Genomic DNA, 24,977 nt, shown 5'->3' on the forward strand with positions numbered 1-24,977 from the left:
GGTGGAAAGCGCGCTGGACAGCGGGGAGAAGGCGGTGCTGCGGTTGCTGGATGCAGCGAACTAAAGAACTGCCCCCATAAAGAGGCCCCCGCCGAGGTGATTCGGCGGGGGCTTGCTTCATAGAGCCACGATGCCCTAGTCGGTCATGTAGTGGGGTGAGCGAGGCCCATGCAGGATGCCAGCGGGTTGCCGGGGAAGCAGCAAACGCCCGGCCGCCAGGCCGGCGATCGGGTATGCCGCATCCTCCTGGACGCTGTTGATGATCTGCTTGACCGCAGCGGCCACCAGCATGCCCACCAGACCACCGCTGTTCTGGTTGTTCTCTTCGCTGGAAGCCCGTGCGCTGCCCGTCCAGAGCGCGACTCCGGTCCTGGTGTCGACCAACTTGGCGCTGACGGTTACCACCGTCTCGCTGGCGATCAGCTTGTAACTGGTGCCGTACTCCTTGACCGAGAGATACAGGGCGGCGTCCGCCCCGAATATTTCCCTCAGCTTCGCAGGCTCCACCTGATGGATATCCCCAGGCGTCGTCAGGCCGTTCTGCCGGAAGGTCTCATCCACCAGCGTCACCGGTAGCACGTAGTAGCCCGCCTCCGCCAGCGGCACCGTGACCTGGGAAAGCAGCCCGTACGTTGCCTGTACATCCGGCGACTCGTTCAGCGGTGGCAATACCACCACCGAGCGCGGCCGGCTTTCCTTGAAGGCCGAGTAGTCGATGGTCCTGACCTCGGCACAGCCGGCGAACACCATGGCGAGGGTCACGCAGGCCACGCCTTTCAGTAGACGGAACGTCATGGCTTGCCTCCTTGCCCGGCGTTGTCCAGCAGGAAGTCCATATAGGCGGTGGACTCGGGGAAGAGCGCCTTTTCCGTCTCGAACTGCTGCACCATCTGGTCATCGCGACCCATGCTGCTATAGAGCAAGCCCAACTGGGCGTGGTAGCCCGGCGGCACAGCGCCGCCCTTGGCCCTGATCTTCTGCAGCCCCTGCTCAAGCGCCTCGACCTGGGCCTCCCGAGGCTCTCCCTTGAAGTACTCGCGAACCTGGGTCTGGTAGCCCTCCCACTGGTACAGCGGCTGCGGTCCGGCGCAGCCGGCGAGGCCCGCACAGACCGCCAGCAGCAGCGTAAACAGCGCCGCCCTTGATTCCATACGCATCACAGGAGCTCCTCTGTCTGGCGAGCCACCGTTGCCCAGCTGCCACTGTCCAACGCCTTCGCCAACGCCTCGACGGCTTCGCGGATGGCCAGATCCAGCACCTTCCCGTTCAAGGTGGAGTCGTAACTGGCCGTGCCGCCGAACCCGATGATCTCGCGGTTCGACAACGAGTACTCGCCGGCGCCCTGCGTGGAATAGACGACTTCCGACGTGGACACATCGACGATATTCAGGTCGACCTTGGCATACGCCACCTGGGACTTGCCGCGCCCGAGAATGCCGAACAGCTGGCGGTCGCCGACTTCCTTTCGGCCGAACTCGGTCACATCGCCAGTCGCCACAAAACGAGCGCCCTTCAAACGCTGGGCCTCGCCCGTGATCGAAGCTTCGAGCCGGCTTTCCGCGAGGTTGTCCCGGTCCAGGACATTGAATCGGCTGGATTGCTGCAGATGCGTGATCAGGATGGTCTTCGCCTGCCCGCCCAAGCGATCCACACCGTCGGAGAATATCCCGCGCATATAGCTCGAACGATTGTCGAACTTGCCTACAGAAATAGGCGTACGCACTCCGGAGTAAGGCCGAGTGGCACTCTCGACCTGCTTGATCGGCAGTGATCTCGACGTTTCGGAGGCGCATCCCGCCAGGATGAAAAAAACGGCCGAACTGGCCATGAGTGACACTACTTTCGTGTGCATCCGCACAATCCTCTCGTTCTTGTATTTCCTTCCGACCCCATGAACTTGAAAAGACAACATATCCTCAATATCCAGAGCAGATACTGAAGATAACTCGACAAGCCAGGGAAGTCGGCGAATTGTGCACGAGGGAAACAATGTTGATGCCTATAAGTCCGCTAGGATAAGTCCCAAACCGGCGTAGGACTAAAGCGCCATTTGAATTAATCTGACAAGACCAAAAAATCAATGGATAAATAAAGCCTGCTCTCCCCCCAAAATTAGAGCAGGGAAAATTAATATTCCCCCTTTTCCAGTCCACCCCCTATTTTTGTGAACTTACCCCATGAATATTAGTGGAATATCACCAACAACACCGGAAAAAGCCCCTGTATCCAGTACGCATTCCGAGACCATCACACCGCAGTCTAAGGACCATATGACGCGATCTCCAGAAGGTGACCTCATCAGGTAGACATTGAGACCGCTGTCACCCATCGCCGTACAAGTTAAACTAAGAACCCCCTCTATTAGCGCCTCACCATCGCCCACAAAATACTTATACGCATTCTCGAATACTTTGATCGCGGCAACATCAGAACGTCCGAACCCTACTCCGTCAATTGGCATCTTCTTGAAGAATTCAAATGCTGTGCGCAACTCGACAGAATCAACTAACGAAAAGATCCTGGCGCCGTCAACATAGACTGCGAATACACCATTCCCCACTCGTTACCTTGCGCATTCCAAGACTCAACAACATCAAACTGAAGAGCAAAATAGAATGGATTCCCGTATATCATCTAAGCCTCACCCCGAGCTGTTTTTGAACGTCATTTGGCACTTGAGTACTCGTCAGTGGATTTTTAACGTCTCCGGTGCTCCCGTTCCAATCCACCTCCCGGCCCGTGCCCTGGATCAGGATGCTGTGGCTGTGGCTGTGGCTACAGCAAGCAGGGTTTGAGGTGAACGAGAACGTTAAAGTTCGAGTGATGAAGGGGTGTTTGGTGATTACGGCGGAGTAAGAAAATATCCCCGGCTTGGGTATATTTACTTCAAATTAATAATTGCCTTTTCCAAAATAGCCTTAAATTCATCTAGATCAAATTTCCAGGCTTCACCTTCTGGAGCTGGATAAATTTCTATTTCTATCGGGCAGCCGGGCTCATGAGAGACTTCGGCAACTTGCCTTGCTTCAAACCATATTTCAAAAACAATATTTTCTCGATCTAACGGGCTAGATATTACGGCCGACAGCTTTTTCATTTTGGGGGTTCCAAGAAACCGATTAATTTCCCGGCTGAGTCATAACGAAGCCCTCTGCCATCCGGAGCAGTTATATCTATAACTTTTCCAAATCGTCCTGTTTCCTTATGAGTTACGGTTTTAGCAGGATTATTCAATATTTCATCTACTATTTTTTGACCCTGAGTATTTATGTCCGACGGTTTTCCTTTAGCCCCAGGGAATGAACTACCCTCACGACCTCCATGCTTTTGAAGTGCTCTACCTGCGACTGTTAGCTGTCCAGACTTGTCAGCAGAATCAAGAACCTTCCCTGCACTAGAGAATTCTTCGATAGTCTTTTTAGGTAGTGTTCCCCCTTTTGCACCACCCGGAACCTCAAGCTTACCCAGATCACCAACAGCTCCAACCTGTGCTTTCCAACCTCCGGATGCGGGAGCTTCAGCAATGGCATTGACAACCTGCTTGGCAGCATCGGGTAGCTTAGCCGCAACTTGCGCAGTGCCACGAACTGCGGTCAAGACGCCAACCAGCTCAACCGCGAAGCGCGCACCTTCAACGCCAGCGGTGACTGATCCCTGCCACCCCGCATCGTTGTAGGCCTGGGTCAGCCTTGCAGCTCTCTGCTCCAGATCGCTGACGTAGCTATCGGTGAATTGCTGGCGGAATTCGGGCGAGCTTGCCAGCTGTTTCAGCGCCTTGACTGTTTCCGGCAGATGTTGCACCAGCTCGAGAACACCCTCGACTGTTTCTGCAGCCGAAAGCCCGATTCCACCTCCAACGCCAACAACGATGCCAAGGTCTTGCTGGGCATCTATTAGTGCCCACTTCGTTGCTTTCTCCACTCGACAGAGTTTGTCTTCCTTACAGCCCTCCATCTCGCGGTCTTTTTCAGCTTCCTGCGCATGGGTGAGGTAGTTGTACTGCGTCGCGTTCTGCGCGATCCATGCGCCCTTCTCGATGTCCCCATCCACCGCCGCTGCCGCGACAAGGCCAACGAGTTGCGAGGACATGGTCAGCAGGTTCGGATCACCCTTCCTTGAATCATCTGGCAGACTGATGATTCGGGAGGTTGGCATACCCCCCTACACGTTTCGACTCCGCGATAGCTGAAGTTAGAGTGGAGAAAATAAATCCACCCCCTTTTCTCGTCCTTTCCCTTTGGCTGAGGCTTTTCGCTTGGTAAATTTATTCAACCACATAAGTAGTGAATTTATTCGGCCCCTCTTCCAAGTGCAGCCTTCTACACTTTGGACACCTATAAACTGTAATAGCTTCTTCATCGAGAGCTTGATATAGCTGATCAGAAGAAAGCTTATCCTCACTGTCCAGACTATCCCCCAGCGCCTCTATTGTTGACTCAGGAATAAGAGTCAACTCGTAGTCAGACCACCCTTGAGAGAGGTTCATAACGTAGCCACAGACGCATGAGTACTTAGGCATAACTAACCTCCTCCAACCGGTCGATCAAATCTAACCAATGATCCGTCAGGCTTCTGGAAAAAGATAATCTTTATCCTCTGTGCATTATTTTTCCCCCAAATACGGGAGGCAATAGAAGACATATCAGTACTTGGCAAATCCGCCTGCACAAGAACTCCACCGGCCTGGTTTGACTTCTTCTCTATCGCTCGAACAATCTTGGTCGGATCAAGATCCTGCGGCATATACACATCAATAGAACCAAGCCCATCAACATGTAAATCCGCAGTGCGCTGCCCTTGAACACCTTTGGCTGACGCTGTGGTCTGGTGAGTAACGTCGCAACCGAGGCCGGATAATCCTTGCCCTGCACGAATTTCGTTTGAATCAGGTATTGCACCGGGCTCAATCTTTATTTTCCCTGCTGACGCAGTTCCTTTTGAACCAACTAATCAGGCAGCAAAACTAAAGAGCTCCACAATGGCGGGAGGCCAAGTTCCTCCATGTAAGACCCAAAGTCTACAAAAGCATCAACTCCAATGGCCTCAGCCGAGAACCATGTCGCCTCACATTCTTGACAGACATACACAAGCTTTCCACTTGACTTGATCTGAGCCCTGCAAATATCACCCTGCTCACATCTTGGACAAAGCATTTTAAACCTCTACTTGACAGGGTAGGCAGTAATTATCTTATTCGTGCCTGGTCGAAGGATTATTTTTATGCTGGTTTCACCAGCTGTTCCGATAGCACGCCCCATTGGAACAATATAAGCACCTGGATCTCCAGACACCGAGCCCCCTTTCTTAAGCCACGCCTGATCGATCAGACCTAAAACTTCTTTCCGATCCACATTAAACACACTGTGTGTTGTTTTGTTTGGATTCGGCGCTGCGTGATCCAAAACGTGCTTCACTCGATTTCCGTGAATAGAACCCTGCCCGTAATCAAGCCCTGCGGGAGTTGTCCAACTGCGAGTAGTTTTGTCGAACTTAAGCTCTACTGGGCCACTTGTTGCTTTTGGAACACCCGGAACCTCAAGCTTACCCAGATCACCAACAGCTCCGACCTGTGCTTTCCAACCTCCGGATGCGGGAGCTTCAGCAATGGCATTGACAACCTGCTTGGCAGCATCGGGTAGCTTAGCCGCAACTTGCGCAGTGCCACGAACTGCGGTCAAGACGCCAACCAGCTCAACCGCGAAGCGCGCACCTTCAACGCCAGCGGTGACTGATCCCTGCCACCCCGCATCGTTGTAGGCCTGGGTCAACCTTGCAGCTCTCTGCTGCAGATCGCTGAAGTAGCTATCGGTGAATTGCTGGCGGAATTCGGGCGAGCTTGCCAGCTGTTTCAGCGCCTTGACTGTTTCCGGTAGGCTATTTCAGACCATCCCTAATGAACGGAAGCAGCCCAGCATGAAGCCAGACCCCGAACTACCTGTATGCAAGAGACTGGATGGTTGGGCCTGAAGAAATGTCCGCAATCAGCGCCCGAAGTCGACGTGGAGTGTTAGTCTGCAAAAAATTAAAGTAGGAAAAATAAATCTATCCCCTTTTCCTCGATGTCAGATTAAGTCTGAACTCCTACAACTCAAACAGGTAACCAAGACCCCGAAAAATATCCAGGATCAGGACAGGATAACTTCCAAACTTTACCTGAAAGCTTGCACTTAAACCAACGGTCATCCCATTCGCCAGAGTGCTTCCCCAGCTCAATAACCTCCTCAGAAATACCCTGCTCCACTTGACTCTCAATCCATTGAACAAAACGACGATACTCATTCAATGAATTAAACTCATGAATTTCTTCCCAATAACAATCACTCATTACCTTATCCAGTCCGACTTTAGTGGATTAAGAGTCTTATCAAAGTAAATCTGGTTACCACCACCAACCAAACCACGCTGAGGAGCAGCGACTCCTTCAAATAACCGCGAACCAATAGGCACTTGCATTTCAACAATTTTAGTCGCTGTATTTCCCCATTTTTGATCAAGCGCACTGTCAATAATTGACTGAACTGGACCTTCCGGTTTAGTTCGTGTCCAGTACCCTCCTGTCGGATTACCATTATCACTAATTACTCGGTAGAGCTTAGTTGGCTCCGTCGTTACAACCTCATGATAAGTTCCACTACGGAATGTGTCTGCGATTCCCTTGGGTAGTGGACCTTGATTCATAGGCCCATACTGAGCAATTACCTTGCTTGTTGCCTTTGCACCACCCGGAACCTCAAGCTTACCCAGATCACCAACAGCTCCGACCTGTGCTTTCCAACCTCCGGATGCGGGAGCTTCAGCAATGACATTGACAACCTGCTTGGCAGCATCGGGTAGCTTAGCCGCAACTTGCGCAGTGCCACGAACTGCGGTCAAGACGCCAACCAGCTCAACCGCGAAGCGCGCACCTTCAACGCCAGCGGTGACTGATCCCTGCCACCCCGCATCGTTGTAGGCCTGGGTCAGCCTTGCAGCTCTCTGCTCCAGATCGCTGACGTAGCTATCGGTGAATTGCTGGCGGAATTCGGGCGAGCTTGCCAGCTGTTTCAGCGCCTTGACTGTTTCCGGCAGATGTTGCACCAGTTCGAGAACACCCTCGACTGTTTCTGCAGCCGAAAGCCCGATTCCACCTCCAACGCCAACAACGATGCCAAGGTCTTGCTGAGCATCTATCAGTGCCCACTTAGTTGCTTTCTCCACTCGACAGAGTTTGTCTTCCTTACAGCCCTCCATCTCGCGGTCTTTTTCAGCTTCCTGCGCATGGGTGAGGTAGTTGTACTGCGTAGCGTTCTGCGCGACCCACGCGCCCTTCTCGATGTCCCCATCCACCGCCGATGCCGCGACAAGGCCAACCAGTTGCGAGGACATGGTCAGCAGGTTCGGATCACCCTTCACCAGTGCATCGAGCTGCACGACCAACGCTTCGTTGGCACCAGCTGCAATGGCGCCGGTCTTGAAATCACCTCCAGTGGCTTCGCTGAGCAGGCCGCCGACGATGGCGTGGATAGCCACCTTTTGCGGGGAGCCATCGACCCACTTGTCTTCGGTGAAGCCGTCCAGCTCATTGACGATGTCGCGGGTGAGGGCGATGGCTCTGATATCGCGCCCGGCGACTCAAAGGCGCACCAGCCTGGGCGCCTTTGACGGTCAAATCGATTGGTTTGTTAATGAACGGAAGCAACCCAGAATGAAGCCAAACCCCGAACTATCTGTATGCAAGAGCTAGGATGATTGGGCCTGAGGAAATGTCCGCAACCAGCGTCCGAAGCCGACGTGGAGTGATAGTCTGGAGAAATTAGAGTAGGGAAAATAAATCTGAGAATCCTTTCCCCCTGTTATGGGTAGTACTCGACTGCATAGTCAGCCCCTAATTCTTTCTGTATTTCTTTGGCCAATTTTTGCCCCTCAGCTATATGTCGAAGCTCCATCTCAGGCGCACCAAACCCAGAATCAGGCGGATAGTCGCTGTTGAACGTCGCCTGATAATCACTGTCCCATGTAGTGATTTCGGCCTTTAACTCTAGAGAAAGCGGTAAGTCGTCAACATCAATGGGTCCCATGCAATCCGGTTCCGGGCAGAATATCGGTCCAGCCAAATATTCTCTCGCCATTCTAAACTTAATCATGGCAATGGTTTCCAAGAGCTGACCGGATTCGCTCGAACCACAAAACCGTTCGAGCCAACCCCAATTGCGATATTTTGCTCAACGCCATTGTGCGTGATGCGATAAACATTGGTCGAATCATTGGTTCCAACAATTTTTCCATGCTCAAGAGCATTCATTACAACTATTGGAATCTCGTCACGCAAGATTCCTTTGTTAACGAAATTGACTTCATGTCGCTTGTAGATATGCCGCAGCCCGGCAGCATCACTGCCAGTTTCAAGCCATACGGTTCGTACCATCTGGAAACTTCCGAATATCGACAACGCTTTCAGGGGTGATCTTGGTACCCGCAGGCAAACCAGAAATTAACTCGCCTCTCGTCAGTGTAGAAATAGGAATTCCTTTTTGCAGTTCACTCAACATGAATCAACATGCACTTTCCGTCTTTTTTCCCCACCAGACTTATTGCCTTTCCACTCTCCCCTCCATCGATTGAGATCTCCACCACGAGATCTTTATCATCAAAAGTCTCCAACTCAACAATCAACTGCCTGATTGTCTTCCCGACAGATCGCCAACCATTACTCTCCAATAACTTATCCACAATCTAGTCACCTATGCGATTAAGATTTTTATCATATGTCCCCATACGCGTACCCTTGCTCGAAAGATCCTTTATGGAAGTAGCCATTTTCCATGCCCCGCCGTTATGTCCATCCAAGTCCCTTGTTATATATAAATTCCCCTTCTTGTAAACCAACTGACCGCCATGAACTGTCTCTGCCACTCTTTTAAACCCTAGACCCTCAGCTGCAACCCGCGCCTCTTTGTTTGTTGTAAATACTGGAGTTCGTGAAACGCCTCCCTTGTTTCCGAGAAACCCACCCATTGCCGCCAGGAGATCCGCTCCCCAACCGGCCTTCTCGGGCGAAACCCCCTTGCTTTCCAGCTCAAGCCGCGAACCCGCTTGGGTCAGGACTCCGATCGCACTGGAATTCTGCATTTGATAGCGGTGCAGATCATCCTTGAACAACGAAGGGATGCTGTCATCGAAGTACATCCCGGCCAGCCTCTCTTGCAAGCTGTTCCGTTCATGAAGCAAATCGCCGTAGTACTGAGTACAGAGGGCCGGATTGCTGCTGCACATGGAACTCATCGCGTCATCATTGGCAACGCTAAGCTCGCGGAACCTCTGTTTCACCAGCTCACAGTTGCCCCGCGCCGAGCACTCGCGACTTTCTTTCTCTAGGTCATCGAGTTCCTGGTGACCGAGGTAGTTGTACTGCGTCGCGTTCTGCGCGACCCACGCGCCCTTCTCGATGTCCCCATCCACCGCCGCTGCCGCGACAAGGCCAACCAGTTGCGAGGACATGGTCAGCAGGTTCGGATCACCCTTCACCAGTGCATCGAGCTGCACGACCAACGCTTCGTTGGCACCTGCTGCAATGGCGCCGGTCTTGAAATCGCCCCCAGTGGCTTCGCTGAGCAGGCCGCCGACGATGGCGTGGATAGCCACCTTTTGCGGGGAACCATCGACCCACTTGTCTTCGGTGAAGTCGCCCACGGCGTTGAAGGCGGCTGCGGCCAGGGTGTTGTAAAGCGCGCCCTGCAAGGCATCCCTGAACGAAGCATCACGCCCCATCAGCTTGTTCAGCGCCGCCGCTGTGCCGCTCTGGGCCAGTTGGTTGCCGGCGAAGTTGCCGACGCCTTCCAGCGTCCCCAGATCGACGTTATTGACCTTGTCCGTGAAGGTGTTGGTCTGGGTCCCGAACAACTTGTCGAAGAGGCTTGAGGTCAGCCCCGCCGTGGCGCCGGCCACGACGTAATCCTTCAGGCTCTCTTTGGAGGTAGCGTCCTTGAACGCGGCGCCCAGATCGCCCTGATTGTTGATGACGCTGACGCTGCCTTTGGTCGCGGCCGTGGTCGCGACCGCTCCGACTATCGCACTGCCCGTGCCTCCCCCTATAGCCGCGCCAGCCGCCGGCCCCACGGTCGCCGCCATGGCAATCGCAATCGCCAACTGCGCCCCCGCCCCCAATCCCGAATGGCTGTACTTGAAGCTGTCGTGGATTTCCTTAACCCGCTGCCAGTCGACGTCACCGCGCTGTTCCAGCTCCTTGATCCAGGCCAGGTTCGGATCGGCTTCGACCATGGCGTCGATGGTCTGGCTGACGGTCTGCCGGTCGATGTGCTTGAGGTCGATATTCAGGCCATCCACCGCTTTGATGGCGATGTTGCCCTGGGCGACGAGTTCGCTCTGCCTCACCGTCTCGTCGGTGGTGCCCTTGCCCTTCATGGAAGTCCAGGCGAGGTCGCTCTTGCTCTTCTCGTGGCTTTCCTGGTGCAGGTCCTTCACTGCTTCGAAGGCAATCGCGCCGCCGCTGTCCAGGGTGAGGTCGGCGCCGGATTCCAGCTTGGCCTTCTGGTAGCGCTGGTCACCTTCGCTGACCAGGGTGAGGTCACCGCTGCTGATGATTTCGCTGCCGGCGTTACGTACGTCGGTGACTTCGTCGAGCTGGGTTTTCTTGCTGCCGAAGCTGCCCTTTTTCTTCTTGTCGTACAGCGAGTAGTCGCTGTCTTCGGCCGCCAGCAAGCTGAGGTCGTTGCCCGCGTAGAGGTAGGCTTCATCGCCTGCCTCTACGCGGCTGGCGGTAATGCTCAGGTCGTTGCCGCTGACCAGGCTCAGGCCGCCACCGGCGGTGATTTCACTGCCCTGTTGGCGGACCTGGTCGTTCTGGATATCGAGCTTCTTGCCACCCTCCTTGTAGTGGTACTCGTAGTGGCTTTCGTTAGCGGCTGAGGCGATATCGAGATCACGCCCGGCGGCCAGGTCGACATCGCCACCGACGCCGACACGACTGGCAATGACCGCCAGATCGCGGCCGGCTTCGATCTTGAGGTCGCCACCAATCTGCACCTCGCTGCGATGCTGGGTGATGTCGGTTTCAGTCCAGCGCGACTTCTTGGCATGGCCTTCGGCGGTATCCACCTCGGTGGCGGAGGCGATGAGCAGATCGCGCCCCGCACTCAGGCTGGCATTACCGCCGGCACTCAGCACGCTGCCAATGTTGGCGAGGTCGCGTCCGGCCGAGAGGCTGAGATTGTTGCCCGCCTCGATTCGGGCAGCGTTGTCCATGACGCTGTCTTGACGCGTACTGGGCCCGACATGCAGCAGGGAGCCCTGGCTACGCTCATTGACGACGTCTCCGGTGAGGGCGATGGCACTGACATCGCGGCCGGCAATGATCCCGCCCTGGGCGTTGCGGATGCTGTCAGTAGCCAGCAAGTCGAGGCGGTTTCCCGCTTCGATCAGGCCACCGTTGATGATGTTGCCGGCGGAGGCGCTGAGGTTGTTGCTGGCCCGCAGGGTGCCTTGGTTGCTCAGTTCACCACCGGAGATCAGCGCCACGTCCTTGCCCTGGATGAGCGCGCCGTTCGGGGCGAGGCGGTTGTTGGCCTGGGCCAGGTAGAGCACAGGGACCAGCACCTTCTCGCCATTTACCTCGTGTTCTTCGAGCCAGACGATGTCGTGGGTCAGGGCCGCCACCTGGGCGGCGGAGAGGCCCACGCCGACGCTGAGGTTGAGCTGCAGCTTGCTGGCAATGGCGTTGTCCATCAGGTAGCGGAACATCGCTTCGTCGCTGCTGAGTCCATCGAGGAAGCGCTGGCCGGTGCGGGCGGCGATGGCCTCGCGCACCAGGCGCTGTTCGTAGAGGCCATCGCCCAGGCGTTTCTGTGCCTGGTCCGGGTCGTAGCCGAGGTTGCCGAGCAGGTAGTCGGAGCTGAGGAATTGCTTGAGGTTAGTGAGCTCCGGGTTGGTTTCGACCAGGTACTTATGAGGTTTAGGTTGACCACTGGAGGCAGGAAGCCCCTGGACGCGATCCACCGTCTGGGTGGGCGGATTGCTGGTGCCGCCCGGCACACCGGTGATGGCACCACCCTGGGAGGGAGTGCCGGCCACATCAGTCCGCTCGGGTACTACGACACCGGTGGACGCGCTCCCCGTCTCCACGCGAATAGTTCCTACGTTGACACCGTCGATGAGCGGGCGGTTACCCAACTCCATCTGGCCGGTACCGATGCGTACCGGTCCTCGCTCGTCGATCTGGGCCTGGCGCGCCTGGGTGTCGGTCAGGTCGCGTTCACGCTGGGCGAGACCGATGCTGCCACCGGCCATGTTCCAGCTCTGCGGCCCCTGGTCGGCCTGGGTCGCGTCGGCATCACTGGCGGCGGTGCTGCTCAGGCGGAAAAGGCCATTCTGTTCACTGGGGATGCTGAAACCAGGGAGGGTCAGGGGGTTGACCTGCTGCTGGGCCAGATCCGGTGGCAACTGGGCCTTGATCTGAACGACTGTGCTGCCCGTGCCAGACCCGACCGAGGTGTCGGAGACCTTGTTGCTACCGCCCGCATGGGTGACGTTGCTACGGCTGACGCCATTACCCAGGCTGCTGGACGCATTGATGGAAACGTTGCCGCCGGCCTGGACGATGGCGTTCGCCGCAACACCGCTGTTGATGGTGGTCTCGGAAGAACTGGCCAGGATGTAGCTGTAAAAGCGATCCGGTATGCCGTGCTCGAAGCTCGGATTGAAGTTCGGATTGGGAGTACTGGTTACCTGCTGATCGCTACGGAGGATGATCTCGACTGGATCCCGGCCTCCAATCTTCTTCGTGTATTGATGCACGTACCTCGAGTTGTACTGGTTGTACTCCGCCAATTGCCCGTTGATGAGTGCGTAGAACACCGATGAAGGCTCGGTATCGTCGGTTTTACGGAATGTGCGGGAGCGGACGATGCTCTCCGTTGCGGCGCCTTCGTTGTTGAAAATCCCGGTGTTGATCGTGATGTTGCCGGCGGCCGAAACCAGGCTGTGTTGGTTGTCGAAGCGGCTGGAAGAGACGTTGAGGTTGTTGCCTGCCGCAATGGTCGAGGCTGCGGAGTCGGCAGTCACGGTCCGCTCGATTTCTTCGTTGACGAAGTAATCGAGGTCGTAATGCCGCCCCTTGCAGTTGTAGCAGTGGAAAGTGATGGAGCCTGCAACCAGTCGCTCGGATACAGAGAAGAAGTCCTTGCGATTGATGATGCTGGCGGCTGCCAGACTCATGTCGCCGACGCTCTCGATTGTCGCGGAAATGTTCTCCAGCAGGGTGCTGTACCCGCCCGCATCGTTGGCAGCGAAATCCAGCGCACCGAGGCTGTGCACATCCGCGTAGCGGTTGGTGAATTTGCCCACCCGCAGCGTCATGTCCTCGCCACTGAAGATCAGGCCGTTCTGGTTGAGCAGGTTCGGCGTTACCAAGCGCAGTTGCTGCGCGCTACCCAGCGTCCCGTAGTTGTTCAGTGCTCCTGCGCTGACGGTGAGCCCGCTGGCGGAGGTGATGACGCCGCTGTTGTCGAGCTGACTGGCCACGGCAATGCTGGTGTTGCCTCCGCCAGTGATGCGACCGGGCGTGGGCAGGGTCAGTTGGGTGGCGCTCAGGTCGAGGTCGCCCACGCTGGTCACACGCCCGCTGCCGCCGTAGATGCCGCTGAGGTTGAGGCTGAGCGTGCCGTCGCTGGCGATCAGGCCATCGTTGGTCCAGTTGTCGCCGCTGCCGGTGAAGGCGTTGCCAGCCAGCAATTGACCGCTGGCGTCCTGGTGGAACTGACCGACGTTCACCGTCAGGCGCCCGGCCTGGATGGTGGTGCTGTTGGTCCAGCTGTCGGCGTTGAGGGTCAGGCCGCCTTGCGTGACGATGCTGCCGCCGGCGTTGACCACGTTGGGCAGGGAGATGTCGAAGGCGCCGCTGCCAACGTGGAGCAGCTTGCCACCCGCATTCTGGAAGCTCCCCGCAGCCAGGCCGAAGTCGGTGTTGGCGGCTTCCAGGATGCCGCTGCGGTTATCCAGCGAACCCTGTACGTTCAGCTGGGTGCGACCGCTGGCGCCCAGGGCGCGCAGCTGCCCGCCGTGGTTGTCCAGCGACGCAGCAGCCAGGGTCAGGCTGGTGTCACTCTCGATGATGCCCTGCTGGTTGTTCAGGGCACCGGCCAGGCTGAAATCGATGCTTTGGCCGGCGATCTGCCCGGCGTTGATAAGACTGTTGCCGGTGACCTTGAGCAGTTGCTTGGCATAGAGGCCGCCTTGGCTGTTATCCAGGCTGGCGGTGGCCAGCAGCGCATTGCCCGCCACTGCCGACAGATGCCCGCCCTGGTTGACCACGGCGCTGGCCGCCAGGTCCAGGGATTGGCCCTGGACCGTACCGCCCTTGCCACCGTAGCTGCCGTTGTTCAGCCAGCCGCCGAGGCGGGCCTTGATCCAGCCTTGCAGACTGGCCAGGGTTCCGTCCCGGTTGTCCAGGTTGCCGGCGGCGATATCCAGGTTGCCCGTCTGGCTGAGGGCTTGCCCGCCCAGGTTGGAGAAGTCTCCGGTGATGATGGCAAGGTCGCCCTGGGCCTGGATGGCACCCTGGCTGTTACCCAGGCTGGCGGACTCAATATGCACGCCAGCATCGCGGCTGTAGACGAGGCCGTCATTGTCGTTCTGCACTGCGCCGGTCGTGCGCAGCAGCAGGGCGCCATTGGCCGCAAGGGTGCCGCGATTGCGGTTGTCCAGGTCGCCGCTGTTGAGGGAGAGCGCACCCTGGCTGACGATCTGGCCGCCCTGGTTGTCGACCCGGGTCGCGCGCTGCATCAGCAGCGGCCCCACACTGGCCAGCTGGCCGTTGGCGTTGCCGAGGGTGCCGAGCAGGTCCAGGGTGACAGCGCCATTGCCGACCAGTGTGCCGCCGCTGTTGTCGAGGTCGGTTGCCCCCAGGTCCAGCGCCTGTTGCGCCTGGAGGCTGCCGGCGGTGTTGTTGAGTGTGGTGGCCTTCAGGGTCAGCTTGGCGCCGCTGTCGATCTGACCGCCCGCGCTGTTGTTCAGACTCGCGGCAACGTCCAGTTGCTGGTCGCCCCCGCTGGAGAGAATGCCTTTGCCGCTGTTGTCCAGGCTGGCCGCCTTGACGTTCAGTCGGCCCTGGCTGGCCAGGGCGCCTTCGCCGCTGTTCTGCAGGGCGCCACTGAGGTCGACCGTCAAATTGCCGCTGCGGCTGGAGAGGGTGCCGAGGTTGCGGTTGTCGAGGCTTTGGCCACTGACGCTGAGGCCCTGCCATCCAGAGAGCAAACCACCCTGGTTGTTCAGAGCCGCACCAGCCAGACCGAGCTGCCCGCTGCTGATCAGCTTGCCGCCGCGGTTGTCGAGATTGCGCAGGGCAAGCGTAAAGCCCTGGCTGCTGCTGATCTCGCCATTCTGGTTGGCCAGGTCACGCAGGCGCGAGAGGCTGAGCGGCCCTTGGGCGAGGATCAGGCCGCCCTGGTTGTCGAGGTCACCGCCCTTCAGGTCTAGGCTGAGTCCGGATGCGCCGATCAACCGGCCCTGGCGCTGGATGAGCTGGTCAATAACGAGGTTCAGCGCACCCTCGGCGGAGACTTCGCCACCGCTGCTGGAATCCAGACTGCCCGCCTGTAGGTCGAGCCCGCCCTGGCTGTTGATCAGGCCGCCGTTGCGGTTGTCGAGGCCTTGGGCGCGCAAGTCGAGGGCGCTACCGGCCAGCAAGTATCCACCACGGTTGTCGAGGGTGCCGGCATTCAGCCTGAGCTGCTGAGTCGCATTGATCAGGCCCTTGTCGTCGTTGACGAGGGTGCCGCTGGCGTCGATCCGAGTATCGCTACGGCTGGTCAGGGTACCGCCGCTGTTGCTCAGGCTGGCGGCGCGAATGTCGAGTTGCGAACCGGCGATCAGGCCCTTGAGGTTGGCCAGTACCTGGTCAATGCGCAGAGTCAGGGCCTGGGCGCTGAGCAGTTTGCCGCTGCTGTTGCCCAGGCTGCGCGCGGCCAGGGTGAAGGCCTGCTGGCTGGAGACTTCGCCGGCCTGGTTGTTCACATTGCCCAGGTTCTTCAGCAGCAACTGGCCGGGGGCGTTGATCAGCCCCTGGCGGTTGTCGAGGTCGCCACCCTGGAGGTCGAGGCTGAGGCTGGCATTGCTGAAGAGCTGGCCCCCCTGCTGCTCCAGGCGGGAGACGCTGGCGCTGAGCGCCTTGTCGCTGCCGATGCGACCGCCGTTGCTGATGAGCTCCCCGCTGGTCAGGGTCAGCGCGTCGGCACTGATCAGTTGCCCCTGACTGTTATCGAGGTCGCCAGTGGTGAGCTGAGTCTGGCCCTTGGCGGACAACACGCCCTGGCGGTTGCTCAGGCTGGCGCTGGACAGCATCAGGGTGCCATCGGTCACCAGTTGACCGCTGTCATTGCCCAGCGCGCCACGGCTGGTGATCGCCATGGCGCCTGCACTGGACAAGCTGCCAGCGTTGTTGTCGAGACTGCCAACACTGAGCTGGAGGCGACCTTCGCTACTGATCAGGCCCTGGCCATTGCTCAGTACGCCGTGCAGCGCGATATCCACGGTTTGCAGGCTGATCAGGCGGCCGCCGCTGTTGTCCAGGCTCAGGCCGTCGAGTTCGAAGCCGCTCTTGCCGGAGATCAGCCCCTTGCTGCGGTTGATAACGCGATCGACGGCAAGGCCCAGGCGAGTGCCGGCCAACAGGCGGCCTTCGTCGCTATTGTCGAGCTGCCGGCCGCTGATCTGGACCGTCTCCTGACTGGAGATTTCGCCGGCGCGGTTGTCGATGTCGTCGATGTCGAGGGTCAGTCCCTTGGCGGCGCTGACCAGGCCATTGGCGCTGTTGTCGAGGTGCTGGCCTTCGAGGCGCATGCCGCCCTGGGCGATCAGCAAGCCGCCACGCTGGTCGAGGCTGCCGATGTTGGCGACGACGTCGCCCTTGCTGGCGATCTCGCCGGCGCGGTTGTCCAGGCTGGCCACCTCCAGGTCGAGCTTGTCGCTAGCCGAAACGATGCCGCCCTGGTTGGCGAAATGACCGGTCACTACCAGTCTGAGTGGGTCGCGGCTGTCGATCAGGCCCCCGGTGTTGTCCAGGCTGGCTGCGCGAACGTCTAGCCCCTTCGCGGAGATGACGCCCTTGGCATTGTCCAGGGCCTGGCCGATGCGCAGCACCAGCGCCTGATTGCTGAGCAGCTTGCCGCCGCTGCTGTCGAGTTGTTGGGCCGCCAGGGTAAAACCCTGCTGACTGGAAATTTCACCGCCCCGGTTGCTGACCTGCTCCAGGTTGCGCAGCAGGAGCTGGCCTGGGCTGTTGATCAGACCACCGTTGTCGTTGTTCAGCAGACCCTGTTGCAGGTCGAGGTCGAGGTCGGCCTTGCTGAAGAGTTCGCCGCCATCGTGCTGGTCCAGCCCGGTGACCCGGGCGGTCAGGGTCTTGCCGCTGGCGATGCGGCCCTGGCCGCTGTTATCCACCTGGCCGGCGGTCAGTTTCAGGGTGCCGGCGGCGGTCAGCTTGCCGTCCTGGCTGTTGTTCAGGCCCCCCGTGTCGATCCGTACGTCGCCCTTGGCGCTGAGCGCTCCCGCCTGGCTATTGTCCAGGCCGGCGCTGGTCAGTTTCAGCGCGCCATCGCTGACGATGGAGCCGCCCTGGTTATCGAGCTGGCCGCCGCTGGTCAGGGTGAAATCCCTGGCGCTGGAAAGGGCCCCGCCCTGGTTGTCGATGCGGCTGGCGCTGAGCTCCAGGACGCCGTCGCTGCTGATCAGGCCCTGGCGATTGACCAGTTCGCCCGCAAACCCGCCCACCTTGGGGGTGAGCGCAACGACCAGAGCCTTGGCACTGGCCAGAGTGCCGCCGGTGTTGTCCAGGCTGTTGGCGTTGACGGTGGTCGCCTGCTGCCCAAAGACCAGCCCCTTGGCCTGGTTGATCAGCCGGTCCACGGCCAGCGCCAGGCTGCCGCCGGACAGGAGCTTGCCGCCGCTGTTGTCCAGTTGCTGGCCTTTGATGCTGACGCGCGCCTGGCTGGACAGTTCACCGCCGCGGTTGTCGACATGCCCGACGCCAAGTTTCAGCGCTTTTGTGCTGCCCACCAGGCCGCCCTGGCGGTTGTCCAGAGTGGTGGCATCGAGGGTGAGGTTGCCTTGGGCAACCAGCTCGCCGCCCTGCTGCGCAAGGATGCCCAGAGTGGCACTCACATCGCCTTGACTGGCGATGCGGCCTCGAGCGTTCTGGACCTCATCGGCCTTGAGCGATAGGGGACCGACCGCCGTGATGCGGCCGCCCTGGTTGTCCAGCCGCTGGCCCTGGTAGTCCAGGCCCTTCTTGCTGGTGATCTGGCCCTGTTGGCGGTTATCCAGTTGGTCGATACCAAGTACCAGCGGGCCGCCTGCGGCGAGAAGGCCACCGCGATTGTCCAACTGGTTGCCGGTGAGGGCGAACCGGCCCTGGCTGCTGACCTCGCCGCCCCGGTTGTCCAGCGTACTGGCCTTCAGCTCCATGCCGCCCTTGGCGAGCAGGCTGCCCTTGTCCTGGTTGTCGAGCCGGCCGCGGATGTCAGCGGTCAGCCTACCGTCTGCGACCAGCGTGCCCCGCTGGTTGTTCAGGCTGGCGGCTTGCAGATTGAGGTTCTTGCCGGAGCCCAAGGTGCCGCCCTGGTTGTTCAAGGCACCCTTGAGCGAAACATCCAGGCCGTTGTCGCCCAGCAGCACGCCATCCTGGTTGTCCAGGCTGCCCGCTTCGAGGCGGGTGAGATGGCCGCTGGAGATTTCCCCGGCACGGTTGCTCGCCTGGCCGTCGACTTTGAGCAGCAGGCTACCTGTGCTGCTCATTAACCCCTGGTGGTTATCCAGGGAGGCACTGTGGGCATCGAGGGACGCTGCGGAAATCTGCCCCTTGAGGTTGTTAAGGAGCCGGTCGAGGCGCAGGGTCAGTGTCTGGTCGCTGAGCAGCTTGCCGCTGCTGTTGTCGAGGTTGCGAGCGGCCAGGGTGAAGGCCTCACGGCTGGAGATTTCACCGCCCTGGTTGCTGACATCCCCGAGGTTCTTCAGCAGCAACTGGCCGGGCGCATTGAGCAGGCCGCCGCTGTTGTTCAGGTGGCCGCCGTTGAGGTCAAGGCGGAGGTCGGTATTGCTGTACAGCTGGCCGCCATCGCGCTGGTCCAGTCCGGTAACGCTGGCAGTCAGCGTGCCATTGCTGGCGATACGGCCGGCATCGCGGTTATCCACAAGCCCTGCTTGCAGGTCGAGGGTCGCGCCGCTGGTAAGTTGGCCGGCGCGGTTGTCCAGGGCGCCGGCCCGAACGTTGGTGGAACCGTTGGCGCCGATATGGCCCCCGCGCTGGTTGTCCAGCTTGCCCGCCACTTGCACATCGAGGCTGCCCTGACTGCTGAGTTTGCCCTTCTGGCTGTTGTCGAGGGACCCGACCGTTACTTGCAACTGGCTGCTGGCCCCGAGCGTGCCACCCTGGTTGTTCAGCGCGCCGCTGGTGTCCAACTGCAGTTGCTGTTCGCCGGTAACTTTGCCGCCACGGTTATCTACGCTGCCGGCCTGTAGCCTTGTCGTGGACTGGCTGGACATTTCACCACCACGGTTATCCAGGTGACCGAGCGTAGCGTTCAACGTGCCGGCGCTGGTCACCAGACCAGCCTGAGCGTTGTTCAGCTCACCGGCATCGAGCGCCAGATCGCCCTTGGCCAAGACCCGACCAGACCGGTTGTCGAGTTGCGTGGCGGCGACCTTGGCCTTGCCCTGGGCGCTGAGGGTGCCGCCCTGGTTGTCCAGGCCCTGGCTCGCGTTGACCTCAAGGGCGCGGCTGGCCACCAGGCTGCCGTTGTTGCGCACATCCCGCGCCTGAGCCTGGAGGTCGCCGCTGGCGTTGCGGCTATTGTCCGGATTGACCCCGGCCTCGATCACCCCCAGGTTGTTCAACCGGCCGCCGCTGGAGAGGCGGATGGCATCGCGAGCGGCGAGGCTCTGGCGGTTATCGAGGTCGCCCTGGGTGGCGAGCGAGGCACTGCCACCGACGTAGGTCTTGCCAGTGAGTTCGGCGCTTTGCGCATTGATCCGCAAGCCCCCGGCGGCCGCTGTTTGCGCCAGGCTCAACTTGCCGTTGGCGTCGATCTGGATGTCGCCTCCGCTGGCAGCCATATTGCCGGCCAGCTTCACGCCGACGCCGGCCTCGGTGCCGACCAGACGAATAGCGCCTGCGTACATGCCGCCCAAGGCAGAGCTGTCGATGGCCAGCTGGGGCCTGTCGGCGTCGCTCCCCGCGCGTGGAGTGGCGGCGAGGCTGTCGGCCTGCACGTCGTTGCGCCCGGCGACGATGTTCAGTCCCTGTGCATGGATTTCGGCGTTGAGCTTGGCGCTTCGGGTGATCAGGTCGAACTGGTCGACGTTGCCGGCATTGAGGCCCGCGCCCTCGATGGCGATATCGCCGCCATCCACCTGGAAGCGATCCAGTCTTCCGCCCTCCAGAATCGGCTTGCCGGTGGTCAGCGTGGCGCGTGGCGTGTTGATGAAGCCACAGCCGTTGCAGGTGACGCCGTGCGGATTGGCGACGATGACCCGCGCCGATTGCCCCGCCACTTCGGTATAGCCGCCCAGGTGACTGCGATTGCCGCCGGTGACTTCGTTGAGGATGGTGCTGGCGGCCTGCCCCTTGAGGTTGAGGTTGCCGATGATGATCCCGCCCAGCTGGGTGGACTGGGTCTTGTTCGTGGCGTTGTTGAGGATCAGGCCCTGCTGGCCGACGTTGTACTCGCTGAATTTGTTGTGTGACAGCCCACTGCCGTTTGGTGTGGCGATGTTGACCACCGGTACACCGTTGCCGGCCTGGCCCAGTTGGGTATTGCCCCCGGCGGCCTGGTCGATGGCCAATTCGGCCGCCACGGTGACGATCGGGTTGAGGAAGAGGATGCCGGCCAGGGTCAGGGCGATGCATTGGTTGAGGGGGCTGCGAACGTCCATGTGGTGTCCTCTTTAGGCGGCCTTGCTCGGGTCGCGTAACGCTGATTCGGTGGTGTGATCCGCAAGGGCCTGACGGCTCCAGGCCGCGGATGCTCGATGACTGTTGCCGAGGCCCCTAGAAGAAGGCATCGATCCGGAAGTACGTCGGATGCTCGCGGCGCTCGGTGGTGTCCGGCCGCTCCAGAGAGCGGGCCAAGGTCACGGAGGCGGCGACGTATTGCCCGCGCAGGTTCAGCTCCAGGGCGTTGCCGCTCATGCGACCTCGTGCCTTGGGGTTGTGCGAATCGCCATGGATCACGCCGAGGTCGTAGGCCAGTGCGGCACCGTATTCCTGAAACAAGGGCTGCAGCGGTGGCCAGGTGATCGCCCGGCGCCAGCGCAGCTGGTTACGCCAGTAGCCGCCGGTGTCGCCGGACAAGGTCTGGTCCTTGAAGCCACGCACCGAGCTCAGGCCGCCCAAGCTGATGCGCTGTGGACTGAACAGCACGTCCTCGCTCCGCTGTCCGGTGGCGAGGCTGTCGAAGCTGAAGCTTTCGCCCCACAGCTGGAACGGCTGCAGGTAGCTGAGGGTGAGGCTGTACTTGTTGTAACGGGCCACTGGCTCGCTGCCATGCGGGTTGCCATCGCCCTGGGCGTCGAGGCTACCGTTGCCGTGCTGCCAGCCCGCATCGAGGTTGACGAAGGCGTTGCCGATGCGGCGGCCATGGTTAAAGCCGAGCTGACCCTCTGAGAGGCGGGTGCTGGACACGTCTACCAGGGCGTTGTCGATGTAGTTGCGGGTGCGCACGTGGCTGAGGCCGAAATTGAAAGCTGTCTTGCTCTGCGCGTCGCGGTGCAGCACGCGCTCGGCGCGCAATTGGTAGGTCTTGCTGTCGCCGTCCAGGGTGAAGGCGAAGCCAGTGCCTTCGCTACGGGTGCGGTAGTACCTCTGGCTGTAGCTGTAACTGAAGGTCCACCAACCATAGGGCAGGCTGTAGAACACGCTTTGGTTATCAGAGTGGCGCCATTGGTCAGTGACGGCATCGTTGTTGGCACGCAGGCTGAGTTGGTCAGCCAGGCCAAGCGGACTATCCCAGTCCAGACCGAGACCCAGCTGTTGCTCGCCGGTGCTGCGGTCGCCGTCATTACTGCGAGTGGCAGAGACCCGCCAGGGCTTACTGCGCTCACCCTTGAGGGCTACCCGGCTACCGCCCACCTGCTCGCCGGGCAGCAGTTCCAGCTGCGCCGGACGTGAGGGCAGGCGGTTCAACTGATCCACCAGTTGCTCCAGTTCGCGCAGGTTGAGGAGTTGGCCGTTTTGGCCGGGGAAGGCCATGGCCAGTTCGCGGTCGCTGGCGATGCTGGAGCTATCAAGTCCCTCCAGCTTGCCCTCCACCACGATGACGTCGAGCTGACCATCGGACAGATCCTGCTGCGGCAGGTAGGCGCGGGAGGTAACGAACCCGCGATCCAGGTAGTAGTCAGTGATGACTTTCAGCAATTCATTGAGCTGCGCGGCGCCGAGGCAACGGCCCGCGTAGGGCTCCAGCAGTTGCTGCCGATCCTCGGCGTTGAGGCGTTCAGCGCCTTTCAGGTCGATGCGGCGTATTTCGAAGCAGCGGCCCTCTTCGACGGGAGCCGGCGCGGCGGCTTCCACACCTTTGCCTGGAAGCTGTTGCAGTTCTTCCAGCCGCTTCTGCTGCTCCTGCAGCAGGCGCTCCTGGCGGTCGCGGATCAGGTCGCGATCGCCGGGTGACACATCGGCGCTGGCCAGACCGTGGGCGCCGACCATGAACAGGTTGAGTACTACGACACCCAATTTCAGGGGACGCACGCTGGGCAGTTCCTTGGCAATGGACCGGGAATGGAAAAGGGCGCCATTGAAAACAACTGAGCCGGTGCGGTATGCCGGCGAACCCTGATTAGGTGGCTGGAAATTTCCTGATTGATTGTATGAAGCCCTGACCCGGGGCCTCGGCATGTCGCACCAGCACCCCTGACAGGTGCGCACGACGAGCGCTGCGGCACGAAGCGAGCGCACGAAGACTGAAAGCTGAGCCTTCCGGGCCGACCTTGCCCAAAACGAAAACGCCCCCGCAGGCAGGGCCGGCGGGGGCGATTTCAGCAGCGGGTCGAGTTAGACCTTGGTGCGCTCGTAGCGCTTGCGGTCGTTCTCGTTCAGCATTTTCTTGCGCAGGCGGATGGACTTCGGAGTCACTTCCACCAGCTCGTCGTCGGCGATGAATTCCAGCGCCTGTTCCAGGGTGAACTTGATCGGCGGAACCAGGGCGATGACTTCGTCCTTGCCGGAAGCGCGCATGTTGTCGAGCTTCTTGCCCTTGGTGGGGTTGATCACCAGGTCGTTGTCACGGCTGTTGATACCGCACAGCTGGCCTTCGTAGATCTCGTCGCCCGGGGCGAGGAACAGCTTGCCGCGGCTCTGCAGGGTTTCCAGCGAGTAGGTCAGTGCGGTGCCAGTGGCCATGGAGACCAGTACGCCGTTCTGACGGTTGCTGACTTCGCCAGCCTTGATCGGGCCGTAGTGGCTGAAGGTCGAGGTCAGGATGCCGGTACCCGAGGTCAGGGTCAGGAAGTTGTTACGGAAGCCGATCAGGCCACGCGCCGGGATGGTGTATTCCAGGCGAACGCGGCCCTTGCCGTCGGGGATCATGTTGGTGAGATCGCCCTTGCGCAGGCCCATCTGCTCCATCACGGAGCCCTGGTGCTGCTCTTCGATGTCGATGGTGACGTTCTCGTAAGGCTCCTGCTTCTCGCCGTCCTTCTCGATGATCACCACTTCCGGACGGCCAACGGCCATCTCGAAGCCTTCGCGGCGCATGGTTTCGATCAGTACGGAGAGGTGCAGCTCGCCACGACCGGAGACTTTGAACTTCTCGGCGGATTCGCCGGCTTCAACGCGCAGGGCGACGTTGTGCAGCAGTTCCTTGTCCAGTCGGTCCTTGATGTTGCGGCTGGTGACGAACTTGCCTTCCTTGCCGGCGAACGGCGAGTCGTTGACCTGGAAGGTCATGCTCACGGTCGGCTGGTCAACGGTCAGCGGCGGACGCGCTTCGACGTTCTGCGGGTCGCACAGGGTGTCAGAGATGAACAGTTCTTCCATGCCGCTGACGCAGACGATGTCGCCGGCTTCGGCTTCAGCCACTTCCACGCGCTGCAGGCCGGAGTGGCCCATGATTTTCAGGATACGGCCGTTGCGCTTGGTGCCGTCGTCGCTCACGGCGACGACCTGGGTGTTGGCCTTGACGCGGCCACGGGCGATACGGCCGATGCCGATCACACCGAGGAAGCTGTTGTAGTCCAGCTGGGAAATCTGCATCTGGAACGGACCGTCGACGTCTACGTCCGGTACCGGCACGTGGTCGATGATGGCCTGGAACAGGGCGTCCATGTTGTCGTCCATCTTCTCGTGGTCCAGACCGGCGATGCCGTTCAGGGCGCTGGCATAGACGATCGGGAAGTCCAGCTGCTCGTCGGTGGCGCCGAGGTTGTCGAACAGGTCGAAGATCTGGTCGATGACCCAGTCAGGACGCGCGCCCGGACGGTCGATCTTGTTCACCACCACGATCGGACGCAGGCCGGCCTTGAAGGCCTTCTGGGTCACGAAGCGGGTCTGCGGCATGGGGCCGTCCTGGGCGTCGACCACCAGCAGTACGGAGTCCACCATGGACATCACGCGCTCAACCTCACCGCCGAAGTCGGCGTGGCCGGGGGTGTCCACGATGTTGATGTTGTAGCCGTTCCATTTGATGGCGGTGTTCTTCGCCAGGATGGTGATGCCGCGCTCTTTTTCCTGGTCGTTGGAGTCCATCACGCGCTCGCTTTCCGCTTCTTTGCGGTCGAGGGTGCCGGACAGCTTCAGGAGCTTGTCCACCAGGGTGGTCTTGCCATGGTCGACGTGGGCGATGATGGCGATATTGCGGAGTTTTTCGATCACGTTTGTATCTCGATCAGAGGATTCGGTTTGCCGCGAAGTCTATGCGGCGCAGATGAATGAACTGCGACTCAGGGCCGGCAATCGGGAGGGCGGTGGCGGATGCTGCCGCCGAACAGCCCGGGTT

At 59.9% G+C, this 24,977-nt stretch carries 14 protein-coding genes and 3 pseudogenes; 1 reads left to right on the forward strand and 16 read right to left on the reverse strand.

All coding sequences use genetic code 11. The features are described 5' to 3' along the window. Positions 1-135: 135 nt before the first annotated feature. The 5 genes from SA496_RS24225 to SA496_RS29370 form a co-directional block, all read right to left on the reverse strand. Positions 136-795, reverse strand: coding sequence for a DUF799 domain-containing protein (locus SA496_RS24225; RefSeq protein WP_330114596.1), 660 nt, complete (start codon positions 793-795; stop codon positions 136-138). Then, positions 792-1,151 (reverse strand): DUF4810 domain-containing protein, encoded by a 360-nt coding sequence (locus tag SA496_RS24230; RefSeq protein ID WP_330115663.1) that lies wholly within the window; start codon positions 1,149-1,151, stop codon positions 792-794. The genes SA496_RS24225 and SA496_RS24230 overlap by 4 nt, the downstream gene beginning before the upstream one ends. Positions 1,152-1,156: 5 nt before the next feature. Further along, complete coding sequence (locus SA496_RS24235; RefSeq protein WP_330114597.1) at positions 1,157-1,852, reverse strand: CsgG/HfaB family protein; 696 nt, start codon at positions 1,850-1,852, stop codon at positions 1,157-1,159. 318 nt (positions 1,853-2,170) lie between these two features. After that, positions 2,171-2,560 carry an Imm42 family immunity protein gene (locus SA496_RS29365; RefSeq protein WP_442965065.1) on the reverse strand — a complete coding sequence of 130 codons (390 nt, stop codon included), beginning with the start codon at positions 2,558-2,560 and terminating at the stop codon, positions 2,171-2,173. Next, positions 2,506-2,634 carry an Imm42 family immunity protein gene (locus SA496_RS29370; protein WP_442965066.1) on the reverse strand — a complete coding sequence of 43 codons (129 nt, stop codon included), beginning with the start codon at positions 2,632-2,634 and terminating at the stop codon, positions 2,506-2,508. The genes SA496_RS29365 and SA496_RS29370 overlap by 55 nt, the downstream gene beginning before the upstream one ends. A 105-nt stretch (positions 2,635-2,739) precedes the next feature. On the opposite strand from SA496_RS29370, the gene SA496_RS29375 reads away from it, so the two are divergent. Beyond that, positions 2,740-2,856: a SymE family type I addiction module toxin gene (locus SA496_RS29375; RefSeq protein ID WP_442965097.1), complete on the forward strand. Its 117-nt coding sequence runs from the start codon at positions 2,740-2,742 to the stop codon at positions 2,854-2,856. Between the two features lie 25 nt (positions 2,857-2,881). On the opposite strand, the gene SA496_RS24240 is transcribed toward SA496_RS29375, so the two are convergent. From SA496_RS24240 to typA, 11 genes and pseudogenes are all read right to left on the reverse strand, one after another. Then, a complete protein-coding gene (locus SA496_RS24240; RefSeq protein WP_330114598.1) occupies positions 2,882-3,097 on the reverse strand; it encodes a hypothetical protein in 216 nt (71 codons plus the stop codon). Further along, on the reverse strand, positions 3,094-4,155 hold the full coding sequence (locus tag SA496_RS24245; RefSeq protein ID WP_330114599.1) for a hypothetical protein: 1,062 nt from the start codon (positions 4,153-4,155) through the stop codon (positions 3,094-3,096). The genes SA496_RS24240 and SA496_RS24245 overlap by 4 nt, the downstream gene beginning before the upstream one ends. A 366-nt stretch (positions 4,156-4,521) precedes the next feature. Then, positions 4,522-4,932: pseudogene (locus tag SA496_RS29380) on the reverse strand (hypothetical protein); the annotation flags it as partial. Positions 4,933-5,162: 230 nt separating this feature from the next. After that, positions 5,163-5,867: pseudogene (locus SA496_RS24250) on the reverse strand (hypothetical protein); the annotation flags it as partial. A gap of 221 nt (positions 5,868-6,088) precedes the next feature. Continuing rightward, entirely contained in the window at positions 6,089-6,325 is a 237-nt protein-coding gene (locus tag SA496_RS24255; RefSeq protein ID WP_330114601.1) for a hypothetical protein, read from the reverse strand. Between the two features lie 365 nt (positions 6,326-6,690). Next, a pseudogene (locus SA496_RS24260) lies at positions 6,691-7,527 on the reverse strand (hypothetical protein); the annotation flags it as partial. A 305-nt stretch (positions 7,528-7,832) separates the two neighbouring features. Then, positions 7,833-8,123, reverse strand: a complete 291-nt coding sequence (locus SA496_RS24265) for a hypothetical protein (protein ID WP_330114603.1) — start codon at positions 8,121-8,123, stop codon at positions 7,833-7,835. Next, positions 8,120-8,404 (reverse strand): hypothetical protein, encoded by a 285-nt coding sequence (locus SA496_RS24270; protein WP_330114604.1) that lies wholly within the window; start codon positions 8,402-8,404, stop codon positions 8,120-8,122. Before SA496_RS24270 ends, SA496_RS24265 begins: the two co-directional genes overlap by 4 nt. A gap of 308 nt (positions 8,405-8,712) precedes the next feature. Continuing rightward, entirely contained in the window at positions 8,713-20,919 is a 12,207-nt protein-coding gene (locus SA496_RS24275) for a two-partner secretion domain-containing protein (protein WP_330114605.1), read from the reverse strand. A gap of 115 nt (positions 20,920-21,034) precedes the next feature. Continuing rightward, complete coding sequence (locus SA496_RS24280; protein ID WP_330115664.1) at positions 21,035-22,690, reverse strand: ShlB/FhaC/HecB family hemolysin secretion/activation protein; 1,656 nt, start codon at positions 22,688-22,690, stop codon at positions 21,035-21,037. A gap of 345 nt (positions 22,691-23,035) precedes the next feature. Beyond that, positions 23,036-24,853 carry a translational GTPase TypA gene (gene typA, locus SA496_RS24285; protein WP_120654110.1) on the reverse strand — a complete coding sequence of 606 codons (1,818 nt, stop codon included), beginning with the start codon at positions 24,851-24,853 and terminating at the stop codon, positions 23,036-23,038. Positions 24,854-24,977 lie beyond the last annotated feature (124 nt).

This window comes from Pseudomonas sp. JS3066, from assembly GCF_036328175.1.
GTDB lineage: Bacteria > Pseudomonadota > Gammaproteobacteria > Pseudomonadales > Pseudomonadaceae > Metapseudomonas.